The following is a 22865-nucleotide window of genomic DNA, read 5'->3' on the forward strand; positions in this document are numbered from 1 at the left end:
GCTTAACGTGCCTCAAGGGAGATTGGGCGGATGAAGGGTGATGCGAAGGTCGTCGAGTACCTCAATCGGGGACTGCGCAGCGAGCTCACGGCGGTCAGCCAGTACTGGCTCCATTTCCGCATGCTCAACGACTGGGGTTACATCGAGCTCGCCAAGTTCTGGCGCAAGGAATCCATCGAGGAGATGAACCACGCGGATCGGTTCGTCGACCGGATCCTGTTCCTCGACGGCTTCCCGAACCTGCAGGAACTCGATCCCCTGCGGATCGGTCAGAATGTCCAGGAGATCATCGAGTGCGATCTCGCCGCCGAGAACGAGGCGCGCGCGCTGTACCTCGAGGCGGCCAAGTACTGTGATTCGATCAACGACCGGGTGTCGAAGCGCCTGTTCGAGGATCTGGCCGAGGACGAGGAGGGCCATATCGACTTCCTCGAGACGCAGCTGGAGCTGATCGGCCAGATCGGCCTGCCGCTCTACGCCCAGAAGCACATCGGCGGCCTGGAGCCGATCGCTCCCGAAGCCGAATAAAGGTAGGAATGCTGGGGCGCCGGGCTTCGAGGCCCGGCGCTCAAACGGATAGGACGCGAAAGTAGATATCGCGCAGGGGCAGCACCGCCTGGATCGTCGAAAGATCGAGGACCTCATCGAGGCCATCGATCACCCGATACCCGCTCCAGCGTCCTTCGATGCGGTCGAAGACCTCGAGATGCGGCCGGTCCCGCGCCACCAGCACATAGTGCTGAAGTGAGGCGAGCTGCTGATAGACGGCCCACTTCTCGAAGCGATCCCGGGCCTCGGTCCCAGGTGAGAGCACCTCGACCAGGACCGTGGGATTCTCAACAGACGTTGCGCCTGGTTCGATGTCGCCGCAGACGACGAGCACATCCGGAAGCATCGCGGCCTCCAGGGTTTTGCTCTTCATGTAGAATGTTTCGGTGAAGGTCTGGCAGGACGATCCCTTCGCGCGAAAACCGACTTCCAGGCCCAGGGCGATGTTCTGGACGATCCGCGCATGCTCCCAGCGCGCGCCGACCATCATCCGGACCACGCGTCCCCCGATCAGCTCCCAGCGCTCGTTACGGGGCTTATCGGCCAGCAACTCCTCGAAGTCGTCGAGGGCCATCCGTTCGAATTCCTGCGACGCACCGCCCACGGGAAGCTCTCCGGCTGCGACGAACCAGCGCCCCACACGCCCTGCGCCGCGACGGGAATGTAGCGCGAACGGCGCCGTTATGCGACATCCGCCAGGAGAACAGATGATGGACGCTGGCCCCGGCCCCCACCGAGAATCCGTGTGAGCAAACCTGCGAGACCCACCTCGAAGGCATCGGCGCCCAAATCGCCGACCCTCCATCCGCTTCCCGAATCGCTCCTCACGCCCGAGCGGCGCGAGGACGACCTGGAGCAGTCGATCCGGCCCTTGAGCCTGTCCGAATTCATCGGACAGCGGGCGGCGCGCGCCAACATGAGCATCTTCATCGAGTCGGCCAAGAAGACCGGTTCGGCCCTGGACCACGTGCTGTTCGTCGGGCCGCCCGGCCTCGGCAAGACGACGCTGGCGCAGATCGTCGCCCGCGAACTCGGGGTGAACTTCCGCTCCACCTCCGGCCCGGTCATCGCCAAGGCGGGCGACCTCGCCGCCCAGCTGACGAACCTGGAAGAGCGCGACGTGCTCTTCATCGACGAGATCCACCGCCTCAATCCGGCGGTGGAGGAGATCCTCTATCCGGCGATGGAGGATTACCAGCTCGACCTCATCATCGGCGAGGGGCCGGCCGCCCGCTCGGTGAAGATCGAGCTGCCCAAGTTCACCCTGGTCGGGGCCACCACCCGCGCCGGCCTGCTGACCACGCCCCTGCGCGACCGGTTCGGCATTCCGATCCGGCTGGAATTCTACGACGTCGACGAGCTCGAGCTCATCGTCAGCCGGGGCGCCCGGGTGCTCGGCCTCGGCATGTCGCCGGAGGGCGCCAACGAGATCGCCAAGCGCGCCCGGGGGACGCCCCGCATCGCCGGGCGGCTGCTGCGCCGGGTGCGCGACTTCGCCATCGTGGCCGATGCGCCCACGGTGACCCGCGCCATCGCCGACCGGGCGCTGCAACTCCTCGACGTCGATCCGGCGGGCCTCGACGTGATGGACCGCAAGTACCTGACGATGATCGCGAGCTCCTTCAACGGCGGGCCGGTCGGGATCGAGACCATCGCGGCCGCGCTGTCGGAGCCCCGCGACGCGATCGAGGACATCATCGAGCCGTTCCTGATCCAGAAGGGGTTCGTCCAGCGCACCCCGCGCGGGCGCATGCTCACGCCCCACGCCTTCCGCCACATGGGCTTTCCCGAGCCCCGGCGCGAACCGAGCGGGCAGTTCGGCCTGTTCAACGCCGGCGACCCGGACGCCTGAACGGCGTGCGGCCGAGGGATCGTACCAAATCCTTCCGATCCCTACGGGATGGCGGATTTGGGCTTCGCTCGAGCGCCGCGCGGGCTTGCCGATCCGGGCCCGCTTCGCTTGAGCGGACCCCGTATCAGGCCGCGTCGCGCTGGTGCGTCCGGTCGGACCGCGCGTCCGCGCGATCCGGCGGGGCGAAGGTCCGGCGGGTCAGGATGTCCGTGAGGTCGGGCGCCGGCCGGGCCCGACTGAAGAGGAAGCCCTGCAGCGCGTCGCAGCCTTCCGCCTCGAGGAGGGCGGCCTGTTCGGCCGTCTCGACGCCCTCGGCGACGACGCCCATGTTGCAGGCCTTGCCGAGGCCCACCAGGGCCCGGACGATGGCGATGGCGCCCCCGTCCTGCCCGAGGGTGCGGACGAAGGACTGATCGATCTTGAGCGTGTCGAAGGGAAACCGGCGCAGGTAGCTAACGCTCGAATAGCCCGTGCCGAAATCGTCCATCGCGATCCGGACACCGAGGCTCTTCAGGCGATGCAGGATCCGGAAGGTGTCGGCGTGGTCGCGCAGGAGCACGGATTCGGTGATCTCCAGTTCCAGCCGGCTCGCCACGAGTCCGGCGCCGATCAGCGCCCGCGTCACGTCCTCGACGAGGTCGCCGCGGAGGAACTGCACGGAGGAGAGGTTGACGGCGATCGTGAGCGTGTCCGGCCAGGTCGCCGCGTCGCGGCAGGCCTGGGCGAGGACCCAGGCGCCGATCGACCGGATCAGGCCCATCTCCTCGGCCAGGGGAATGAAGGTCGCCGGACCGATCAGGCCCTCCTGGGGATGGCGCCAGCGCAGCAGCGCCTCGAAGCCGTTGAGGGTCCGGGTCCCGGCCGCGACAAGGGGCTGGTAGTGCAGCTCGAACTGCCCGGCCGCCAGGGCGCGCCGCAGCTCGGTCCCGAGCTGGTGCCGGCGCTGGATGTCCACGTCCATGTCGGTCTCGAAGAAGCGCCAGGTGCCCCGACCCGCCGCCTTGGCCTGGTACAGGGCCACGTCGGCACGGCGCAGGACGGCGTCGCTCTCGGTGTCCGCCGGCTCCACGAGGGCGATGCCGATGCTGGTGCCGATGACGATCTCCCGGTCCTGGACCGCGAAGGGCATCTGGAGCATCGCGACGAGGCGCGCGGCGAGATCGGCCGCCTCCCCGGGCGCGACGATCCCGGACTGCACGATGGCGAACTCGTCGCCCCCCAGGCGCGCGACGAAATCGGACGGGCGCAGGCATTCCCGCAGGCGCTGCCCCGCCAGGCACAGGAGGGCATCCCCGGCCGGATGACCCAGGGTGTCGTTGACCCCCTTGAAGCCGTCGAGGTCGAGGTAGAGCACCGCCGTCCGCCTGCCGCCGCGGCCGGCGAGCACGCCCGCCATGTGCTCGCGCAGGAAGGCCCGGTTGGGCAATCCGGTCAGCGCATCGTGGCGCGCCATCCGGACGATCTGCGCCTCGCTCCGGCGGCGCTCCGTGACGTCCTCGTGCGTGCATTGCCAGCCGCCCCGGATCGGAACGTGCTTGACGGCGATGGCTCGCCCATCGGCGAGATCCCAGGTGAAGGAGGCCGGCGATCGCGCGGCCTCCTCCGGGGCGGGCCAGGGCGGAGCGCGATCGCCGTTGCTCGCCGTGAGATAGGACCGGATGGCCGCCAGCGTCGTGCCGGGCTGGCGCAGGTCCGGCGGGACGCCGTGCAGCGCGACGTAGCGCGCGTTCATCACGATCAGCCGGTTGTCCTGGTCGAACAGGCAGAGCCCTTGGGTCATGGTGTCGAGGGCGACCCCGAAGCGGGCATATTGCGTGCGCAGCGCGTGCTCGCTGCGGGCCCGCTCCTCCGCGCGCAGGAGCCGTTCCTGGCCGCCGGCCTGGCGCCGGCCGAGCACGAAGAGCCCGACGAGCCCGAGGTCGAGGAGGCCGGCGGCCGCGCCCAGCACCGTGGCCTGGCGGCGCCAGGGCGCCAGGGCCGCCGCGGTGGTGCGGCTGACGCTCAGGGTCGCCGGATAGGTCGAGAGGGCCCGGGTCGCGATGAGCCGGTCCTGCTGGTCGATCGGGCTGACGGTCCGGGTGACGCCGCCGGCCTTGTTCTGCAGGGCGATCAGGGCGGCCCCGGTCGTGGTGTACCCGCGTCCGATCGCGTTGTCCCGGTGCGGATGGCGCACCAGCAGCACGCCGTCGGTGCGGAACAGCGAGATCACGTAATCGGGCTGCGGCGCGATCTGGCCGTAGAGGCCGGCGAAGTACTCCAGCTCCACCGCGCCGAGCACGAGCCCGAGGAACGTCCCGTCCGGGGCGGAGATCTTGCGGGCGATGTACAGGGTCCAGGTTCCGTTGCCGCGGTTCTGCACCGGCTCGCTGACGAAGCGCTGGAGCAGCGGGTCCGAGGCCAGGGCCTTGAAGTAGGCCCGGTCGGCGATGTTGACGTCCGGGATGGGCCAGAACCGGGTGAAGTTGCGCAGGGTCCCGGTGTGATCGACCACCGTGACGGCGTTGACCTGGGGCAGGGCCGCCGTGCGGGCGCGCAGGGACTCGTGCATGGCGCGCGTCGAGACCTGGGCCGCGAAGGCCGCGGGCGTGGCGATCTCGGCGGCGCGGATCTCGTCGATGAGGGCGTCCTGCACGAGCTCGATCGCCTGCAGGGCCCGGTCGGCCTGGTCCGCCAGGACGGTGGCGAGGCTGACGAGGTTCTGCTCGGTATCGGCGACGGCCCGGCCGTGCAGGTCCGCGATGAAGAGCCCCGCCCCCGCGGCGATCGCCAGGCCGAGAACGCCACCCGCGGATGCGAGCAGCACGATGGAGCCGGCGTGAAGGGTTTTCGCCAGGGCGATCAGATGAGCCGATCGCTTCCGAACGCTGGCCGTAAGCATGTTCCTATCCTTGTACCGCCACGGCGGCACAGACATCGCCCCGGAGCGACTCGGCGTTGCTTCCCGGGGGGGCGCCAAGTGCTCGGCGCTCCAGCGCCTTCCGGTGGATCAACGTGGGAACGCCTTAATTTTCCGTCCGTGCTTTCCGGCGGAATCTTTGCTCCGCCCGCGCCGAAACCCGCGCCGTCGACGCGCAGCCTCCCGCGGGACCGCGTTGCTCGCCCCTCGGAATCTGCTAGAGCGGCCCACCGCTCGCGGACGCTGCGCACCCCGTCGCGGAGGCCTCGGCGGGCGGTCTGCGGGCCGCGGGGGGCGTTCATCACGAATCCGGGAGCCGCCACGTTGACCCAGCCCGAACCCGGCGTGCACGCCCTCGCGGTGCGCGTCTATTACGAGGACACCGACTTCTCGGGCTTCGTCTACCACGCGAGCTACCTGCGCTTCATGGAGCGGGGACGCACCGAACTCCTGCGCGGGCTCGCGGGCGACCAGTCCGACCTGCACCGGGACGCGGCCGGCCTGCACTTCGTCGTGCGCCGCATGGTGATCGACTATGCCAAGCCGGCGCGGATGGACGACCTCCTCGAGGTCCGGACCTGGACGACCGCGATGAAGGGCGCCTCGATGCACCTCGCCCAGGAGGTCCGGCGGGACGGCGCGGTGCTGGTGAAGGCCGAGGTCGTCGTCGCCTGCGTGCGCGACGGTCGCGCGATCCGCCTGCCCGACAGCCTGCGGCGGCTCCTGTCCCCGGAGCGCGACGACACCGATCCCACGCCCCGGTCATCGTAGCGGGGCCTGTGCCGACGTCCGGTCCCGCGCCCGGAGGTGGCCGCGTCCGCGTCAGATCTTGCGGACTTCGCCCAGGAAGAGCTTGACCGCGCCCGCCACCGCCTCGATCTCGCGATTGAGATCCGCGGTCGCGCGCAGCATGCTCTGGGCCGCGTCGGCCGAATCCGTCGCGCTCGTGGCGACGGCGGCGACGCTGGAACTCACCGTCTCGGTCCGGCCCGAGGCCTCCTCGACGCTGCGGCGGATCTCGGTGGCGGTGGCCGACTGCTCCTCGACGGCCGAGCCGATGGAGATGGCGCTCTCGTCGATCCTCCCGATGATGCCGGCGATGCGCTCGATGGTGGACGCCGTGGACGTCGTCGCGGCCTGGATCATCGCGACCTGACGGGACACGTCGTCCGTCGCCCGGGCGGTCTGGGCCGCGAGCTCCTTGACCTCGCTGGCCACGACGGCGAAGCCGCGTCCGGCCGGCCCGGCGCGGGCCGCCTCGATGGTCGCGTTGAGGGCGAGGAGGTTGGTCTGGCTGGCGATCTGCCCGATCATCCCGACGACCTGGCCGATATGGCCGGAATTCTCGCTGAGGGCGCGCACGCGCGTCACCGCCTCGCGGGCCTCCTCCACCGCCTCGCCCGTCACGGACCGGGAGCGGTCCATCTGCTGCGTGATCTCGGCATTGGCGGTGTTGAGTTCCTCGACGGCGCGGGCCACCGTCCGGACGTTGGCCGAGGTGCCGGACGCGCCGCGCGACGCCGTCGCGGCGGCCGCGGAGGTTTCGCCCGTCTTCTCCAGGACCTGGTTGGCCGCGTGGCGCAGGGTGTCGGTGGCACCGCCGGCGCCGTCGAGGGCCGCCCGGATGGCCCCGTCGAAGGCCGTGATCGCGTCGGCGAACGGTGTCACGTCGGCCCAGGACAGGACGGCGGCGATGTAGGCGCCCTGCGCCATCACCGCCGAGACATGCAGGTCGAGCGTCTTGGGGCCGAGGCGGATCTTCGTGTGCCAGGGCAGGCGCGACGGGTCCGCCACGATGCTGCGCTGGTGCTGGGGGGTCTTGTGAAACACATCCATCGAGGTTCCGACCATGCGGTCGGGATCGACGTCCTGGGGCAGGTCTTGCCGCAGCGCGTGCATGGTCTCGATGCTGCGCCGGTTGGCGAACGTGATGTTCGCGCTCACGGGATCGACGACGAGCACGTTGACCGGCAGCGCATCGAGGACCGCTTCCAGATCCATCTGCGGCGAGACCTTGGCCCGGTTCTCGGCGTGGGGGCGGCGCCATGCGTCCAGTATCGTTCTCTGGGTTTTCATCGTAGCGACCCGCCGGAATTCGGTCTTCGATAGCAATGATCTAGTTTTATCTGTAATGATGCTTAAAATTTCGTTAAAGCGCAGTTGAGCCGTTCGTGTTCAGCCTCTGGACAAATGTTGTCCTCCGGCGGCGTTCGCCGAGGACGCGCGGCGGACATCCCGATCCCTCGGCCCCCTCCGGGGCTCCGCCCGCGCGGGCCGCAAGGGAATGTTAACCCTGCCGGGTGCTTAACTGCCCTCGGGCCGGACGGGTGCACTGCACACGGCCGGCTCATACTTTCGACAGATTCGCGGGCCATTGAGCCTTGAAATCGCTCAAAGTTCCGGTTGAAGCGCGCAGGACGGACCACCGGTTCCGTGACGGCTCCGCGCGGGGTTTTTCGAGGATCATGTCATGAACCCAGCCGATGCCATGCAGGCGATGCCGGCCCCCGACATGACCCTGCTCGGCCTGTTCCTGCAGGCGCATTTCGTCGTCAAGATCGTGATGCTCGGGCTGATCGGGGCCTCGATCTGGTGCTGGTCGATCATCGTCGACAAGACCCTCCTGTTCCGGCGCACCAAGGCCGAGATGGACGCCTTCGAGGAGGCCTTCTGGTCCGGCCGCTCCCTGGAGGAGCTCTATCGCTCGTTCAACGACCGGCAGCCGGTGGGGCAGGGCGCCCTGTTCGTGGCCGCGATGCGCGAGTGGAAGCGCTCCTTCGAGGGCTCCGGGCGCCAGATCCAGAGCCTGTCCCAGCGCATCGACAAGGTGCTGGACGTGACGATCCAGCGCGAGGTCGAGCGCCTCGAGTCGCGCCTGCTCTTCCTCGCCTCCATCGGGTCGGCCGGTCCCTATATCGGCCTGTTCGGCACGGTCTGGGGCATCATGACCGCCTTCACGTCGATCGCCGCCTCCAAGAACACCTCGCTGGCTGTGGTGGCGCCGGGCATCGCCGAGGCGCTGTTCGCCACCGCCATCGGCCTGTTCGCCGCCATTCCGGCGGTGCTCGCCTACAACAAGCTGCAGTCCACGGTGGCCAAGAACCAGTCGCGCCTCGAAGGCTTCGCCGACGAGTTCTCCGCCATCCTCTCGCGGCAGATCGACGAGCGCCTCTCGCTCGTCGCCTGACCCCACCCCCACACCCGAGGAACGATCATGGGCATGGCCCACGGAGCAGCGCAGGGTGGCGGCGGACGGCGTCGGCGGGGACGCCGGCACGCGGCCATCAACGAGATCAACATGACGCCGTTCATCGACGTCGTGCTCGTGCTGCTGATCGTCTTCATGGTCGCGGCGCCGATGATGACGGTGGGCGTGCCCCTCGACCTGCCGCAATCCAAGGCGAGCCCGCTCAATTCCGACACCAAGCCCGTGACCCTGTCGATCCGGCAGTCGGGCCAGGTCTTCCTCGGGGAGAGCGAACTCTCCGACGACACCATCGTCCCGAAGCTCACCGAGAGCTCGAAGGCCGGCTTCGAGGAGCGCGTGTTCGTGCGCGGCGACAAGCGGGTCGATTACGGCCGCGTCGCCCAGGTGATGGCGATCGTGACCGGCGGCGGCTTCAAGAAGGTCGCTCTGGTCACCGAGCCGGACCAGAAGTAGCGGGCCCGGCGGTGCGGATTCCCTTCAAGCGCAGTGAACCGGGCGTCTGGGTCTCGGCGGCGACGCATGTCGGCCTGCTGACGGTCGCCCTGCTCTCGGTGGCGGCGCCCGCCCTGCCGGACGCGCAGGAGGGCGTGCCCGTCGAGGTGATGACCGAGCAGCAATATTCGGAGCTGACCAAGGGCGAGCGCAACGCCGATGCGCCCCAGCCCAACGCCAAGCCGCGTGCCGACCGCGTCGCCGAGAAGTTCGAGGAGCGCGAGCCCGAGAACGCCAAGGTCGATGCCCCGGCCCCGCCGAAGCGCCCCGCCGACATGAAGGTGGCGAGCGCCGAGGAGATGCCGCTGCGCTCCAGCGAGCCCGATCCGCAGGACGCCAAGGCCGAAGCCGCCAAGGCGGAAGCGGCCAAGGCCGAAGCGGCGGAAAAGGCCGCGAAGGCGGACGCCGCGAAGGCTGCGGCCGCCGCCGAAGCCAAGGCCGCCGCCGCCGCCGAGGCGAAGGCTGCCGCCGCTGCCGAGGCCAAAGCCGCGGCGGCCGAAGCCAAGGCCGCGGCCGCCGAAGCCAAGGCCGCGGCCGCCGAAGCCAAGGCCGCCGCCGCCGCGAAGGCCAAGGCCGAGGCCGTCAAGCGCGAGCAACTCGCCGAACTCATCGAGAAGCAGGAGGCGGAAGCCGAGGCCAAGGCCGAAGCCGCCGCCAAGGTCGAGGCTGCGAAGGCCGAGGCGAAGGCGGAGGCGGCCCGCAAAGCACGGGCGGAGGCCAAGGCGAAGGCCGACGCCGAGGCGAAGGCCGAGAAGGAAGCCGAGGCCAAGGCGAAGGCGGTCGCGGAGGCGAAAGCCAAGGCGGAGGCCGAGCGTCAGAAGGAGCTCGCCGAAGCCAAGGCGGAGGCGGACGCCGAGGCCAAGGCCGAGGCCGCCGCGAAGGCCAAGGCCGAGGCCGCCGCCAAGGCGAAGGCCAAGGCGATGGCCGACGCCAAGGCGAAGGCGGATGGGGAAGCGAAGGCCAAGAAGCAGGCCGAACTCGCCGACAAGTTCAGCGCGGGCGACATCCGTTCGCTCCTCGCCTCGAAGGCGCCCTCGCAATCCACCGGCGCCACCGGCCGCGAGGTGCAGCGCACCGCATCCCTGGGCGCGGCCTCCGGCAACGCCCAGCGCCTGTCGCCCTCCCTGCGCGATGCCCTCGTGGGCATGCTCCAGCAGCAGATCGAGCGCTGCTACGTGGCGCCGCCCGGTGCCACCCAAGGCGTGGTGCTGCCGATGCTCGACATCCGGCTCAATCCGGACGGCACGCTGACCTCCGAACCGCGCATCATGCGGGGCGGCGCCAACGCGGTCGATCGATCGATCGCCGAGGCGGCTCAGCGCGCCGTGCGTCGCTGCGCGCCCTACAAGATCCCGGCCCAGTACGCGCCGTATTACAACGACTGGAAAGCCATCAACGCGGAGTTCGAGTTCTCGCGGGTGTGATAGGCCCGTCGGAGCGTGACCGCGTCGAAGCGTGCGGATGCCCGGCGTTCACGGGGGTCGAGGCAAGGCCTCGGCCCGATCCGCCAAGGCAGGCGCAGGTCCGCAGCCACGCTCCCCTCCGACCACATCGACGATCCTCGCATTCCCACGACCACGGAATCGATCATGCATCCCAGTCTTCCCAAGGGCCTGACGTCGCTCCTCGCCCTCCTGGCCCTCGTCCTGTGCGGCCTGAACCCGGCGGCGGCGCAGCTCAACCTGCGCATCGGCGGCGGGTCGTTCCAGCCGATGCCGATCGCGGTCACGGATTTCTCGGGGGATCCGAGCCTGGGCCTCCTCGTCTCCAGCGTGGTCACGAACAACCTGCGCCGGTCGGGCTACTTCACGCCCGTCGAGAAAGCGAAGTTCCCCGAGGCCCCGGGCTTCGATGCGGTCCCGGGTTTCGAGAAGTGGAAGGCGGCGGGCGTTCAGGCCCTGATCACCGGGCGGGTGGCGCGTGACGCCTCGGGCAAGCTCAAGGTCGAGTTCCGCCTCTGGGACGTCACCTCGGGCCAGCAGATGACCGGCCAGCAATACGGCACCGATCCGGCCAATGCGCGCCGCACCGGCCACCTCATCTCGGACGCGGTCTACACCAAGATCACCGGCCTCGGCCCCTGGTTCGACAGCCGCATCGCCTTCGTGGACGAGTCCGGCTCGAAGGAAAACCGGCGCAAGCGCCTGATGGTGATGGACCAGGACGGCGCCAACGTGCGGGCGCTCACCAATGGCGACAACGCCGTGGTCGCGCCGCGCTACTCGCCGGCGACCCAGGACATCGCCTTCATGACCCAGACCACCGGCCAGCAGCCGCGCATCCAGGTCATCAACCTCGAGACCGGCAGCCGGCAGGCCCTCGGCAAGTCCGGCTCGATGAGCACCAGCCCGCGCTTCTCCCCCGACGGCCGTCGTCTCGTGATGAGCGTCCAGGAGGGCGGCAACGCCGACATCGTCATCATGGACCTCGCCTCGAAGGCGCAGACGCCGGTCACCAACGGCAATGCCATCGACACCTCGCCGACCTTCTCGCCCGACGGCAGCCAGATCGTGTTCGAGTCCGATCGCGGCGGCTCGCAGCAGATCTACGTCATGAGCGCCTCGGGGGGGACGCCCACCCGCCTCTCCTTCGGCGAGGGCTCCGCCTCGCAGCCGGCCTGGTCGCCGCGCGGCGACCTCATCGCCTTCACGCGCCAGCGCAAGGGCGGCTTCGCCATCTGCGTGATGAAGCCGGACGGAACGGGCGAGCGCGTGCTCACGGAAGGCTTCCACAACGAGGGCCCGACCTTCGCGCCGAACGGCCAGTACGTGCTGTTCTTCCGCGATCCGGGCGGCCAGGGCGGCGGCAAGCTCTACATGGTCGACATCACCGGCAAGGTGGAGCAGCCGGTCCCGACCCCGTCCTACGCCTCGGACCCGACTTGGTCGCCGCTGCTGTCGGGGAAGTAGGACGGGACGCGCGCGGCGGCCGTGTCAGCCGCGCTCGTAGCCCGTGGTTCGGCGCACGAAGCTGAAAGCCGAGCTCAGCGATGCGCCGGCGGCGCCGGTCACGGCCTGAACGGCACCGACTGCCGCCTGAGCCGCCTCGCTCGCCGTCGTCGCCAGGGACGAATCCGCGTGTCCCGGTCCGTCGACCGTCGGGGTCACCCGCTGTGAGGCCCGAGCGAACCCCCGTCGCAGTACTTCCCGATCGTTGCTGATCAGCGCCGGAAGCCGCGGGTCGGCCAGGGCGATCAGCAGGCCTGCGTCCTGGAACGTGATTTCCAGCAGCGTCTGAGGTTGGGATTCCTCGGCCGACACCGAGGTCAGGGCGGTCGCGGCGAGCAGCGCCGTGCCGCTCAGATCGATGTTCGATGCGAGGGCGAGACTTCCCTTCAGACCTTCGAGAAGTTGCCCGCCCCAGTTCCGGGTGCCCGCGATTTCTCCGTGCGCCTCGACGGCGAGGATGCTCTCGACGGAGCGCTCGACACCGTCCGGGCTGGTCAGAACGCCCGACTCATAGGTGCCTCTGCCTTTTCCGCAATTTCCGGCCACCACCTTGATGTCAGCCATTGCAGCCTCCTGCAGGATTTCTACGCCTGCGTGCAGGCCGCTGTCATGTCGAAAAGCTCGGCCGTGCCGGCGCGATGGATCGGCAACGGGGCTCCGAGACATCGTGTAAGGCACTGTTTACGCAGGCTTTATCCCTGGTGTGCAGCGAATCGGGCGGCTAAGGGATAGATCCGCCCTTCACTCCGCCGGCACGAGCCGGTCCCGGGCCCGCAGCGCGGGAAACACCCGGTCCCAGAGCGCCGCGACGAGGAGGGTGGCGAGGCCGCCCGCCACCACGGCCGGGACGGCCCCGATCAGGGCCGCCAGGGTGCCGGATTCGAACTCGCCGAGTTCGTTCGAGGCGCCGATGAAGACCGAGTTCACCGCTGAGACCCGGCCGCGCATGGAATCGGGCGTCTCGCCCTGCACGAAGGTCTGGCGCACGAACACGCTGATCATGTCGGCCGCCCCCGTGACGAACAGGCAGGCCATGGAGAGGGGCAGGGAGGTCGAGAGGCCGAAGCCCACCGTGGCGAGGCCGAAGATCCCCACGGCCTGGAGCATGCGCAGGCCGGCCCGGCGCTGCAGTGGCCGGTAGGCGAGGGCGATCGCGGTGAGCACGGCACCGGCCGCCGGCATGCTGCGCAGGACGCCGAGGCCGAGGGGGCCCACGTGCAGCACTTCCGCCGCGAAGATCGGCAGGAGGGCGGTGGCGCCCCCGAGGAGCACCGCCACGAGGTCGAGGCTGATGGCGCCGAGCACCACCGGATGCGTGCGGATGTAGGTCAGGCCGGCCGAGAGGGTCTCCCAGGTCACGGGCGGGCGCTCGGCGATGGGGGCGGGCCGGAACCGGATCGCCAGGATGAGGGCGCTGGCGAGCGCGAAGCTCACGGCGGCCGCCCCGAAGACCACCGCCGGCCCGAGGGCGTAGAGGAAGCCGCCGGTGGCCGGGCCGAGGATCGAGGCGCTCTGCCAGAGCGAGGCGTTCCAGGCGACGGCCGAGCCGAACAGGGGGCGGGGCACCAGGGTCGGCAGCAGGGCCTGCAGGGCTGGGTTGGCGAAGGCGCGACAGGTGCCGATCACGACGACGAGCCCGTAGATCGGCCACAGGGTCGTGGTGCCGAGCCAGGCCGCCAGGAGCAGGCCGAGATCCGCCGACGCCAGGGTCGCGTAGGCCAGGGCCGCCACGCGGCGGCGGTCGTAGGTGTCGGCGACGTGGCCCGTCACCAGGGCCGAGAGCATGGCGGGCAGGAAGCTCGCCAGGCCCACGAGGCCCAGGGCCAGGGCCGAGCGGGTGATGTCGTAGACGAACCACCCCACCGCCACCGCCTGCATCTGGAAGGCGAGGCCGGTGAGGAAGCGGGCCGCTCCGAAGAGGCGGAAATCGCCGTTGCGGAAGACGTCCCAGCGCGGCGCGGCATCGGTGCTCATGCGGCCGTGCTGGGGCAGGGCGGTTTGCGCGTCAAGCGCAAGGATGACGGGGCGGACTGAACCGTGCAGCCACGGGGCTCGACCGTCCGCGGCGCGACCGGCCCGCCGGCGGAGACCTTCGTCAGCGCCGCACTTCGGTCAGGGTCGCACTTCGGTCAGGGCCGCACTCCGATCCGCGGCCGCGAGGGGCACCGCCTGCAGGGCCTCCAGCACCAGGCCGGGGGTGAGGATCTGGGGCAGGACCGTGGGCTCGCCCGCACCGGCGTAGAGGAGGTAGAGCGGGACGCCGCTGCGGCCGTGGCGCTCCAGCAGGCGGGTGATCTCCGGGTTCTGGTTGGTCCAGTCGCCCTTGAGGGCGGTGATGCCCCGCGCCTTCAGCCCGGCCTGGACCGCCTCGGCGCGCAGGGCCACGCGCTCGTTGACCTGGCAGGTGATGCACCAGGCCGCCGTCATGTTCACGAAGACCGGCTTGCCCTGGGCCAGGAGCCCGTCGAGGCGCGCCTGGGTGAAGGCGCTGCCATCGGCCTGCGCGGCGTCGGCCCCCGCCCGGTCCCGGTCGAGGCCGAGGGTGAGGATCGCGAGGGCGGCGAGCGCCGCCACGGCGGTGCCGCGCGCGACCCAGGTGCCGGCCGGGCCGGCCCCGTGTCCCCGCTCCCAGGCCCAGGCGGCGAGACCCACGAGGACGAGGCCGACCAGGGCGGCGAGGAGCCCGGCCGAGCCCACCTGCTGCGACAGCACCCAGACCAGCCAGGCCACGGTGGCGTAGATCGGGAAGGCCAGCGCCCCCTTCAGGGTGTCCATCCAGGCGCCGGGGCGGGGCAGCCGCCGCAGGGCCGCGGGCCAGATCGTCAGCGCGAGGAAGGGCAGGGCGAGGCCGAGGCCGAGGCTCGCGAAGACCGCGAGGCTCACGCCGGCCTCTTGGGTCAGGGCGAAGCCCACCGCCGAGCCCATGAAGGGGGCGGTGCAGGGGGTGGCCACCACGGTGGCGAGGATTCCGGTGAAGAACGAGCCTTCCAGGCCGGCCCGCCGGGTTAGGCCGTCCCCGAGGCCCGCGATGCCGGCGCCGAGATGGACGACGCCCGACAGGCTGAGTCCCATGGCGAGCAGCAGGTAGGCGAGGCCCGCCACCACCAGGGGCGATTGCAGCTGGAAGCCCCAGCCGATGCCGGCGCCGGCGCCCTTCAGGGCGATCAGCAGGCCGGCGAGGGCCAGGAAGGACGCGAGCACGCCCGCCGTGTAGGCGAGGCCGTGCAGCCGGACCCGGCCCGCCGGCTCGCCGGAATGCCGCACGAGGCTCAGGACCTTGATGGACAGGACCGGGAAGACGCAGGGCATCAGGTTGAGGAGGAGGCCGCCCAGGAAGGCGAGGCCGGCCGCGCTCCAGAGGGTCAGGCTCTCGGCCGGGACCTGCGCGGGTGTGGGCGCCATCGTCGCGTTCGTGGTCGCGGCCGAGGCCGTCGCGACGGCGGTGGCGTCCGGGGCCTCCCCGACGGCGTAGGCGCGGCGCACGGGTCCGTCCGGCGTCGCCTCCGCGAAGGTCAGCACCCCCGGCAGGGTCGCGGGGGCCGCTGCGGTGGCGTCGCCGCGGGCCAGGTCGATGTGCAGCCCATCCGCGTCGCTGCGCGCCTCTTGGGGCGCCGCGTTCTCGATGGCGGCCTCCGCATAAGGGAAGTAGGCGACGTCGGACGCCGCGAGCCCGGCCGGCGCGGCGAGGTGCACCTGCAGACGCCCGTTCTCGGCGCCGTAGCGCACCGGCCAGGGGGCGGGCGCGGGCAGGGCCGCGCGGGCGGCCTCGAAAAGCATCATCGATCCGGGCGCGATGCCGGTGCTGGTGCCGGTCTGCGCCACCGGCAGGGTCAGGCGCAGCTCGGCCGAGCCCGGCACGCATTCGCGCTCGCAGACGAGGTAGGTCAGCTTGGCCTGGAGCGTCACCGGCTTGGCCGAGGCCAGCGTGGCCGGCGGGGTCACCTGCGCCAGGAGGACGGCCTCGCCCTCGTAGCCGTAGTTCATCAGGTGGGCGACCGGGATGCGGCTCGGGCTCGGCCACTGGATCGGCCCCGCCGAGAACCCGGGCGGCAGCGTCCAGGCGACCTCCGGAGCCAAGCCGGAATCGCCGGGATTGCGCCAGTAGACGTGCCAGTGCGGCCGCATCACCAGGCGGATCCCCACCGTGAAGGGCTCGCCCGGCCGGATCGCGGCGGGCTCCCCGACGAGGCTCGCCTTCACGAGGTCGGCCGGCACCTTGAAGCCCTGCGCGGAGGCGGTGGGCAGAGCGAGGCCGAACAGCGCGAGCGCCAGGGCGAGAAGCCGGATCATAGAATCCTGTTCGGAGATGGAGGCGGGCAGGTTACGTCCGTTCGGCCGGAGCGCAAAATCCCGAAGCCGCGAGATCCCTTGTCCCCGCCTTTCCGCGCCGCCGAAAGGCGCAGGATGGTCGCAAGGGCCGTCCGGCGCTCCGGCCGGGCCGGGGTCAGACCGACGCCGCCATCGGCCGGGTCGCCGCCGCCAGCCAGGCCCGCGTCGCCCCGTCGAGGTCCGGTTCCAGCGCCTCCCGCACGCGGGCGTGATAGGCGTCGATCCAGGCCGTCTCCTCCGGGCTCAGGAGCTCGGGGCGGATCAGGCGACGGTCGAAGGGCGCCAGCGTCAGGGTCTCGAAGCCGAGCATCGGGCGCTCGCCGCCGGGCACGTCGCGGACCTCGACCAGGACGAGGTTCTCCAGGCGGATGCCGTAGGCGCCGGGCCGGTAGTAGCCCGGTTCGTTGGAGAGGATCATGCCGGGCTCGAGGGCGACCGTTCCGGTCTTGGCGATGCGCTGCGGCCCCTCGTGCACCGACAGGAAGGACCCCACGCCGTGGCCGGTGCCGTGGTCGAAGTCGAGGCCGGCCTCCCAGAGGGGCAGGCGGGCGAAGGCATCGATCTGCGCGCCGGTCGTGCCCTTCGGAAACACCGCCCGGGCGATGCCGATATGCCCCCGGAGCACGCGGGTGAAGTGGTCGCGCATCGCCTCGGAGGGCGTGCCGATCGCCACCGTCCGGGTGATGTCGGTGGTGCCGTCGCGGTATTGCGCCCCGGAATCCACCAGGAACAGCTCCCCGGGCCGGATGCGCCGGTCGGTCTCGCGGCTGACCCGGTAATGGACGATGGCGCCGTTGGGGCCGCTGCCGGAGATCGTCGGGAACGAGACGTCGCGCAGCAGGCCGCCCGCGGCGCGGAAATCCTCCAGGGCCTCCACGGCGGCGATCTCGGTCAGCGTCTCGCCCTGGTCCGCGAGCCAGGCGAGGAAGCGGGTCACGGCGACGCCGTCGCGCAGATGCGCCGCCCGGGTGCCGGCGATCTCCGCTGCGTTCTTCACCGCCTTCATGGCCGTGATCGGGTCGGGGCCGAGATCGGCGACGCCTCCGGCCGCCTCGACCCGCTGCTTGAGGGCGTACGCGGCGGTGGCGGCGTCGAGGCGCAGGCGCGCGGCGTTCGCCGCCTGCGCCGCGAGGCCGTCCGCGAAGGCCGCGCGCGGGTGGAGGTCGGCGAGCGGCGCGAGGGCGGCGCGCAGCTCCGGGCTCACGGCGGGCGAGGTCAGGTAGAGGGCCGCGCGGCCGTCCCGCGGCACCAGGGCGTAGCCCAGCGCCAGGGGGGTGTGGGCCACGTCGCTGCCGCGCAGGTTGAACGCCCAGGCGAGGTTGTGCGGATCGGAGATCACCAGGGCGGCGTCGTCCGCCTCGGCCAGGGCCGTGCGGATGCGGGCGAGCTTGTCCGCTGCGGACGCGCCGGCGAGCTCCGGCGGATGGGCGACGACGGGCCCTGCCGGCGGCCCCGGCCGGTCGGTCCAGACCGCGTCGACGGGGTTCCGGTCCACCGCCTGCAGGCGCGCGCCGGCCCTGGACACCGCGCGCTCCAGGCGCGCCACGCTGTCGGGGGTGTGCAGCCAGGGATCGTAGGCCAGCACCTGGCCGGCCTTGATGTGGGCGCCGATCCAGGCCGCGACGCTGGTCTCGGCCAGGGCCACCGGGGTGATGAGGGCGGTGTCGACCTGGGCCGGCGCCTGCAGGGTGTAGCGCCCGTCGACGACGAGGGCGGCTTCTTCGGACAGGATCACGGCGGTGCCGGCCGAGCCGGTGAAGCCCGTGAGCCAGGCCAGGCGCTCGGCCTGGGGCGGCACGTATTCGGACTGGTGCTCGTCGGCGCGGGGCACCACGAAGCCGTCGAGGCCGGCGTCGCGCAGGGCCGCGCGCAGGGCCCGGATGCGGTCGGCCCCGTGGCGGTGGCTCGGATCGTCGAAGGTCTGGAAGCGGGCGCGGGTCATGGCGCCCAGGGTTACGCCGGGCTCAGAGGGGCCGCAACCGCGTCCGGCGCGGGCGCGCCGCCGCGCCGCCGCGCGTGAGCACCAGCGTCGCCCAGCCCTCGATCAGCCCGTGCCGGGCGAGGTGGAAGCCCCGGTGCCGATAGGTGGAGAGGACGCCCGGCACGTCGCGCTCGATGAGGCCGGAGAGGATCAGCACGCCGCGGTCGGCGACGACCGCCGTCAGCGAGGGCGCCAGCCCCTTCAGGGGCCGCGCCAGGATGTTGGCGAAGACCACGTCGAAGCGGCGCGGCCGGTCGGCGAGGGGGTGGCGCACCCCCGGCCCCTGGTAGAGCCGCAGGACCGGCCCGAGGCCGTTGAGGCGGGCATTGCCGATGGCGGTGGTCACCGCCTCCGGGTCGAGGTCGCCGGCGATGACGGGCGTGTGCAGGTATTTCGCCGCCGCGAAGGCGAGGATGCCGGTGCCGGTGCCGACGTCGAGCACGTGGGCCGGGCGCCCGCGCTTGAGGATCCCCGCGAAGGCCCGGAGGCAGCCCAGCGTCGTGCCGTGATGGCCGGTGCCGAAGGCCAGCGCCGCCTCGATCTCGATGGCGAGGTCGTTGGCCCGGACCGTGTCGCGGTCGTGGCTGCCGTGGACGAGGAAGCGGCCGGCCCGCACGGGCTTCAGGCCCTCCAGGGAGGCGCGCACCCAATCCTGCTGGTCGATGGTCTCGAAGGTGGCGACGTCCGCCTGCGCGCCGACCACAGGGCGGATCAGGTCGCGGATCATCGCCTCGTCGGGCGCATCGGCGAAGTAGGCCTCGAGCCGCCAGGTCCGGCCGTCCTCGGCCTCGAAGGCGGCCACGGCCGTCTGGGTCGGGTCGAACATCTCGCCGAGGAGGTCGGTCATCGCGCGCGCCGACCCCTCGTCGGTGAGGAGGCGCAGCACATGGGTCGGACGGTGGGGAGGCAGGCCTTCGAGCATGATCGGGGCTCTACCACCCGCGACGTCCCGCCGCCACCTCGCGCGCAAGCTTGGCCGGAACGGAACCGCCGGATCCGCGTTTGCTGTGGCTTCTCCAGGCTCGCGTCGATGTCGGAGCGTGCGTTGTGCGTATGAAAATCAGAAGAGCCGGCGGACGAACCCCGGTCGTTCTCGCGGAAAAGTCCAAGGCCCGCCGTCGCCTCGTGCGCGATCGCGGGGGCTTCACCGATGCCGAGACGCTGACGGGACCCCTGCCCGGACCGATGCTGGTGCTCCTGAGCCGTCTGCACCGCTCGGAGCGTCCGCCCGTCGAGGACGAGGAGCGGGGCGCCTGACGAGCCCCGTCCCGATCCGTGCTATGGCGGCTCCGGCGCCGCCGGCCTCTCCCGGGTCGTGCCGGCCGCAGACGAAGGGCTGATCGATGATTCCGACGCGGCGGACATGGCTCGGGGCGGTGCTGGGATTGGCGATCTGGGCCGGCGTGGCGCCGGCGCGGGCCGAAATACCCGTGCGGGCCGAAGCCCCCGTGGTGGTCTTCGCCGCCGCCAGCCTGAAGAACGCCCTCGACGCGGCCACCGCCGCCTGGACGACGGAGACCGGCAAGACCGCCCGGATCTCCTACGCGGCCTCCAGCGCGCTGGCCAAACAGATCGAGGCCGGGGCGCCGGCCGACCTGTTCCTCTCGGCCGATCTCGCCTGGATGGACGACGTGGCGGGCAAGGACGGCCTCAAGCCGGGCACCCGCTCGAACCTCCTGCGCAACGCCCTCGTGCTGATCGCCCCCAAGGACTCCCCCGTGGCCCTGGCGCTCAAGCCCGGCCCCGACCTCGCCGCGACCTTCGCCAAGGCGCTGGGCGACGGTCGCATCGCCATGGGCAACGTCGCGGCGGTCCCGGCCGGCAAGTACGGCAAGGCGGCGCTGGAGACTCTCGGCGCCTGGGAGGGCGTGAAGGACCGCCTCGCCCAGGCCGAGAACGTGCGGGCGGCCCTCCTGCTCGTGGCCCGCGGCGAGGCGCCGCTCGGCATCGTCTACGCCACCGACGCGGTCTCCGACCCCAGCGTCCGGGTGGTCGCCACCTTCCCGGCCGCGAGCCACCCGCCGGTGATCTATCCGGTGGCACTCACGAAGGAGTCGACCAACCCGGATGCGGCCGCGCTTCTCGCCTACCTGCGCAGCCCCGCCGCCCGGGTGTTCTTCGAGCGCCAGGGCTTCTCGGTGATCGGCGCCGAGGACCGGACCTGATCGTCCGGCCTTGAGCGCCGCGATCCTGGACCGGCTCGGCCTCTCGCCGGAGGAATGGTCCGCCATCGCCCTCAGCCTGCGCGTGGCCGGGGTCGCCACCCTGGCGAGCCTCGGCCCGGGGCTGGCCGTCGCCTGGGTGCTGGCGCGTCGGCGCTTCCCCGGACGGGCGCTCCTCGACGGGCTGGTCCATCTCCCCCTCATCCTGCCCCCGGTGGTGACGGGCTACCTCCTGCTCCTGGCCTTCGGCCGGCGCGGGACCTTCGGGACCGTCCTGGCCGATCTCGGCATCGTCCTCTCGTTCCGCTGGACCGGGGCGGCGCTCGCCTGCGCGGTGATGGGCTTTCCCCTGATGGTGCGGGCGATGCGCCTCTCCCTGGAGGCCGTCGATGCCCGCGTCGAGCAGGCCGCCGCGACCCTCGGCGCCGGACCCTGCGCGGTCTTCCTCACCGTGACGCTGCCCCTCGCCCTGCCGGGGGTCCTGGCCGGCGCGGTGCTGGCCTTCGCGAAGGCGATGGGCGAATTCGGCGCCACCATCACGTTCGTGTCGAACATTCCCGGGGAGACCCAGACCCTGCCTTCGGCGATCTACTCCCTGACCCAGGTGCCCGGCGGGGAGGCGGGGGCCCTGCGCCTCACCCTGGTCTCCGTGGCGATCTCGATGGCGGCCCTCCTGGTCTCCGAACTCCTGGCCCGCCGGGTCGGGCGCCGGATCGGGGCGGGGTGAGCCGATGACGCTCGCGGTCGATCTTGCCCTGGCGCGCGGCGCCTTCCGCCTCGACGTGGCCTTCACCGCTCCGCCGGGCCTTACCGCCCTGTTCGGCCGCTCGGGCTCGGGCAAGAGCACGGTGATCGCCTGCCTCGCCGGTCTGGCCCGGCCCGACCGGGGTCGGATCGCCCTCGACGGCGAGACCCTGCTCGACACCGAGCGCGGCCGCGCGGTGCCCGCCCATCGCCGCCGCATCGGCACCGTCTTCCAGGAGGCGCGGCTGATGCCCCACCTCTCGGTCCGGCAGAACCTCGCCTACGGGCGCTGGTTCGCCCGCGGCCGCCGGGACAGAGCCGGCCTGGAACCGGAGGCGGTCATCGCGCTCCTGGGCATCGGCCACCTCCTCGACCGGCGGCCGGCCGGTCTCTCCGGCGGCGAGGGCCAGCGCGTGGCGATCGGCCGGGCGCTGCTGTCGCGGCCCCGCCTCCTGCTCCTGGACGAGCCGCTCGCCGCCCTCGATGCCGAGCGCAAGGCCGAGATCCTGCCGCTGATCGAGCGCCTGCGTGACGTGGCCGCGATCCCCTTGGTATACGTCAGCCATGCGGTGCCCGAGGTGGCGCGCCTCGCCGACACCATCGTGGTGCTCGAAGGGGGCCGCGTCGCTGCCGCCGGACCCGCCGAGGGCATCCTGCGCCGGGGCGATCTCGGGGCCTTCCACGCGGCCGAAGCCGGCGCCCTCCTCGACATGGTGGTGGAGGCCGACGCCCCGAATTCCGGCCTGACGCTCCTCTCCGGGCGGGCCGGGCGCCTCCTCGTGCCGCGCCTCAATCGGGCGGTCGGCACCGGCATCCGCGTCCACGTTCCCGCCCGCGACGTCCTGCTCTCCCTCGACGAGCCCATCGGCTTGAGCGCCCGAAATCGCCTGAGCGGGCAAGTCCTTGCCCTGCATCCTCAGGCGGACGGCACGGTGCTGGTGGAGGTGGATTGCGGCGGCGCCGTGCTCTCCGCACGCCTGACCCGCGCCTCCGTGCACGAACTCGGCCTCGTCCCCGGACGGCCGGTCTTCGCCATCGTCAAGAGCGTCGCCTTCGATCCGCACGGGATGGGACGGGCGGCCGGCGCCGTCGAGATCTGACCGATCGTTAAGATTCGATGCGTCGCCTTGGCATTGCCTTGAGCCTGTCGGCCAAGAAGCCGGTGGCGGAACCGATTCCTTAAGATCCCATTCACGCCGCAAGCCTTGTCTGGCTGGAGACCGCGAAAGCCGCGAACAGGAGCGTGCCATGTCGATCACTAGCCTCGGCGCCGTGCTTCCGGCCCGCGTCACCGGCGCCACGCCGGCTCCCAGTCCCCCGGTTCAGCCCGTTCAGGCCCCGGCGCCCCTCGCACCGGCCGTGCGGGTGGAGATTCGCAGCCAGGACCCGGGAGCCGATCCGCGCGCCGGCACCGTCCGGACGCCCACGTCCGAGCAGGACGCGAAGGCGACCCAGACCGTGATGGAGCCACGCATCCGGATCGACCAGGACACCAAGGCGGTGGTCTACCAAGAGGTGGATCCGAATTCTGGCGACGTCGTGGTGCAGCTGCCCGACCCGGTGGTGCTCAAGGCCCGCGCCTATGCGGAGGCCGCCGAGGCCCGCGCCAAGCCCGTGGCCCGCCCCTTCGACCGTACCGCCTGAGCTGCAGCGAGCGAAACGAAGAGAAGGCCGGGGCGGTGCGCCCCGGCCTTCTCTTTTGAC

The 22865-nt window shown here is 71.5% G+C and carries 20 protein-coding genes; 12 read left to right on the forward strand and 8 right to left on the reverse strand.

Annotation, left to right across the window (positions count from 1 at the left end; translation table 11 throughout):
* Positions 1-30 precede the first annotated feature (30 nt).
* A complete protein-coding gene (bfr, locus tag AC6EUL_RS16960) occupies positions 31-528 on the forward strand; it encodes a bacterioferritin (RefSeq protein ID WP_056214475.1) in 498 nt (165 codons plus the stop codon).
* A 40-nt stretch (positions 529-568) separates the two neighbouring features.
* On the opposite strand, the gene AC6EUL_RS16965 is transcribed toward bfr, so the two are convergent.
* A complete protein-coding gene (locus AC6EUL_RS16965) occupies positions 569-1123 on the reverse strand; it encodes a Uma2 family endonuclease (protein ID WP_056275666.1) in 555 nt (184 codons plus the stop codon).
* 276 nt (positions 1124-1399) lie between these two features.
* On the opposite strand from AC6EUL_RS16965, the gene ruvB reads away from it, so the two are divergent.
* Positions 1400-2401: a Holliday junction branch migration DNA helicase RuvB gene (gene ruvB / locus AC6EUL_RS16970; RefSeq protein ID WP_056215338.1), complete on the forward strand. Its 1002-nt coding sequence runs from the start codon at positions 1400-1402 to the stop codon at positions 2399-2401.
* A 124-nt stretch (positions 2402-2525) separates the two neighbouring features.
* Here the strand turns inward: ruvB and AC6EUL_RS16975 are convergent, their stop codons facing one another.
* Positions 2526-5279, reverse strand: coding sequence for a bifunctional diguanylate cyclase/phosphodiesterase (locus AC6EUL_RS16975; RefSeq protein WP_499871481.1), 2754 nt, complete (start codon positions 5277-5279; stop codon positions 2526-2528).
* A gap of 342 nt (positions 5280-5621) precedes the next feature.
* On the opposite strand from AC6EUL_RS16975, the gene ybgC reads away from it, so the two are divergent.
* Positions 5622-6068 (forward strand): tol-pal system-associated acyl-CoA thioesterase, encoded by a 447-nt coding sequence (gene ybgC / locus AC6EUL_RS16980; RefSeq protein WP_056381201.1) that lies wholly within the window; start codon positions 5622-5624, stop codon positions 6066-6068.
* Positions 6069-6119: 51 nt separating this feature from the next.
* Here ybgC and AC6EUL_RS16985 read toward each other — a convergent pair whose 3' ends face one another.
* Positions 6120-7373 carry a methyl-accepting chemotaxis protein gene (locus AC6EUL_RS16985; protein WP_499871484.1) on the reverse strand — a complete coding sequence of 418 codons (1254 nt, stop codon included), beginning with the start codon at positions 7371-7373 and terminating at the stop codon, positions 6120-6122.
* A 394-nt stretch (positions 7374-7767) separates the two neighbouring features.
* On the opposite strand from AC6EUL_RS16985, the gene tolQ reads away from it, so the two are divergent.
* The 4 genes from tolQ (at position 7768) to tolB (ending at position 11906) form a co-directional block, all read left to right on the forward strand.
* Complete coding sequence (gene tolQ, locus AC6EUL_RS16990; protein ID WP_056214491.1) at positions 7768-8484, forward strand: protein TolQ; 717 nt, start codon at positions 7768-7770, stop codon at positions 8482-8484.
* A gap of 27 nt (positions 8485-8511) precedes the next feature.
* Positions 8512-8958: an ExbD/TolR family protein gene (locus AC6EUL_RS16995; protein WP_056214495.1), complete on the forward strand. Its 447-nt coding sequence runs from the start codon at positions 8512-8514 to the stop codon at positions 8956-8958.
* An 11-nt stretch (positions 8959-8969) separates the two neighbouring features.
* The gene (gene tolA / locus AC6EUL_RS17000; RefSeq protein ID WP_499871487.1) at positions 8970-10421 is read left to right on the forward strand and encodes a cell envelope integrity protein TolA; all 1452 of its coding nucleotides are present in this window, start codon (positions 8970-8972) and stop codon (positions 10419-10421) included.
* Between the two features lie 165 nt (positions 10422-10586).
* Positions 10587-11906, forward strand: coding sequence for a Tol-Pal system beta propeller repeat protein TolB (gene tolB / locus AC6EUL_RS17005; RefSeq protein ID WP_056214500.1), 1320 nt, complete (start codon positions 10587-10589; stop codon positions 11904-11906).
* 24 nt (positions 11907-11930) lie between these two features.
* Here tolB and AC6EUL_RS17010 read toward each other — a convergent pair whose 3' ends face one another.
* The 5 genes from AC6EUL_RS17010 to AC6EUL_RS17030 form a co-directional block, all read right to left on the reverse strand.
* On the reverse strand, positions 11931-12509 hold the full coding sequence (locus AC6EUL_RS17010) for a hypothetical protein (RefSeq protein ID WP_499871490.1): 579 nt from the start codon (positions 12507-12509) through the stop codon (positions 11931-11933).
* A gap of 177 nt (positions 12510-12686) precedes the next feature.
* Entirely contained in the window at positions 12687-13919 is a 1233-nt protein-coding gene (locus AC6EUL_RS17015; RefSeq protein WP_499871492.1) for an MFS transporter, read from the reverse strand.
* A gap of 138 nt (positions 13920-14057) precedes the next feature.
* On the reverse strand, positions 14058-16235 hold the full coding sequence (locus tag AC6EUL_RS17020; protein ID WP_499871494.1) for a protein-disulfide reductase DsbD family protein: 2178 nt from the start codon (positions 16233-16235) through the stop codon (positions 14058-14060).
* A 154-nt stretch (positions 16236-16389) separates the two neighbouring features.
* On the reverse strand, positions 16390-18216 hold the full coding sequence (locus AC6EUL_RS17025; RefSeq protein WP_499871496.1) for an aminopeptidase P family protein: 1827 nt from the start codon (positions 18214-18216) through the stop codon (positions 16390-16392).
* A 22-nt stretch (positions 18217-18238) separates the two neighbouring features.
* Positions 18239-19177, reverse strand: coding sequence for a 50S ribosomal protein L11 methyltransferase (locus AC6EUL_RS17030; RefSeq protein ID WP_056275201.1), 939 nt, complete (start codon positions 19175-19177; stop codon positions 18239-18241).
* A gap of 131 nt (positions 19178-19308) precedes the next feature.
* On the opposite strand from AC6EUL_RS17030, the gene AC6EUL_RS17035 reads away from it, so the two are divergent.
* From AC6EUL_RS17035 to AC6EUL_RS17055, 5 genes are all read left to right on the forward strand, one after another.
* A complete protein-coding gene (locus AC6EUL_RS17035; RefSeq protein WP_156389705.1) occupies positions 19309-19512 on the forward strand; it encodes a hypothetical protein in 204 nt (67 codons plus the stop codon).
* Positions 19513-19598: 86 nt separating this feature from the next.
* The gene (gene modA, locus AC6EUL_RS17040) at positions 19599-20420 is read left to right on the forward strand and encodes a molybdate ABC transporter substrate-binding protein (protein WP_499871498.1); all 822 of its coding nucleotides are present in this window, start codon (positions 19599-19601) and stop codon (positions 20418-20420) included.
* A gap of 10 nt (positions 20421-20430) precedes the next feature.
* Positions 20431-21144 (forward strand): molybdate ABC transporter permease subunit, encoded by a 714-nt coding sequence (modB, locus tag AC6EUL_RS17045; protein ID WP_499871500.1) that lies wholly within the window; start codon positions 20431-20433, stop codon positions 21142-21144.
* A gap of 4 nt (positions 21145-21148) precedes the next feature.
* Positions 21149-22261, forward strand: a complete 1113-nt coding sequence (gene modC / locus AC6EUL_RS17050) for a molybdenum ABC transporter ATP-binding protein (RefSeq protein WP_056214526.1) — start codon at positions 21149-21151, stop codon at positions 22259-22261.
* A gap of 148 nt (positions 22262-22409) precedes the next feature.
* The gene (locus AC6EUL_RS17055) at positions 22410-22805 is read left to right on the forward strand and encodes a hypothetical protein (RefSeq protein WP_056381221.1); all 396 of its coding nucleotides are present in this window, start codon (positions 22410-22412) and stop codon (positions 22803-22805) included.
* Positions 22806-22865 lie beyond the last annotated feature (60 nt).

This window comes from Methylobacterium sp. 001424705, assembly GCF_059816145.1.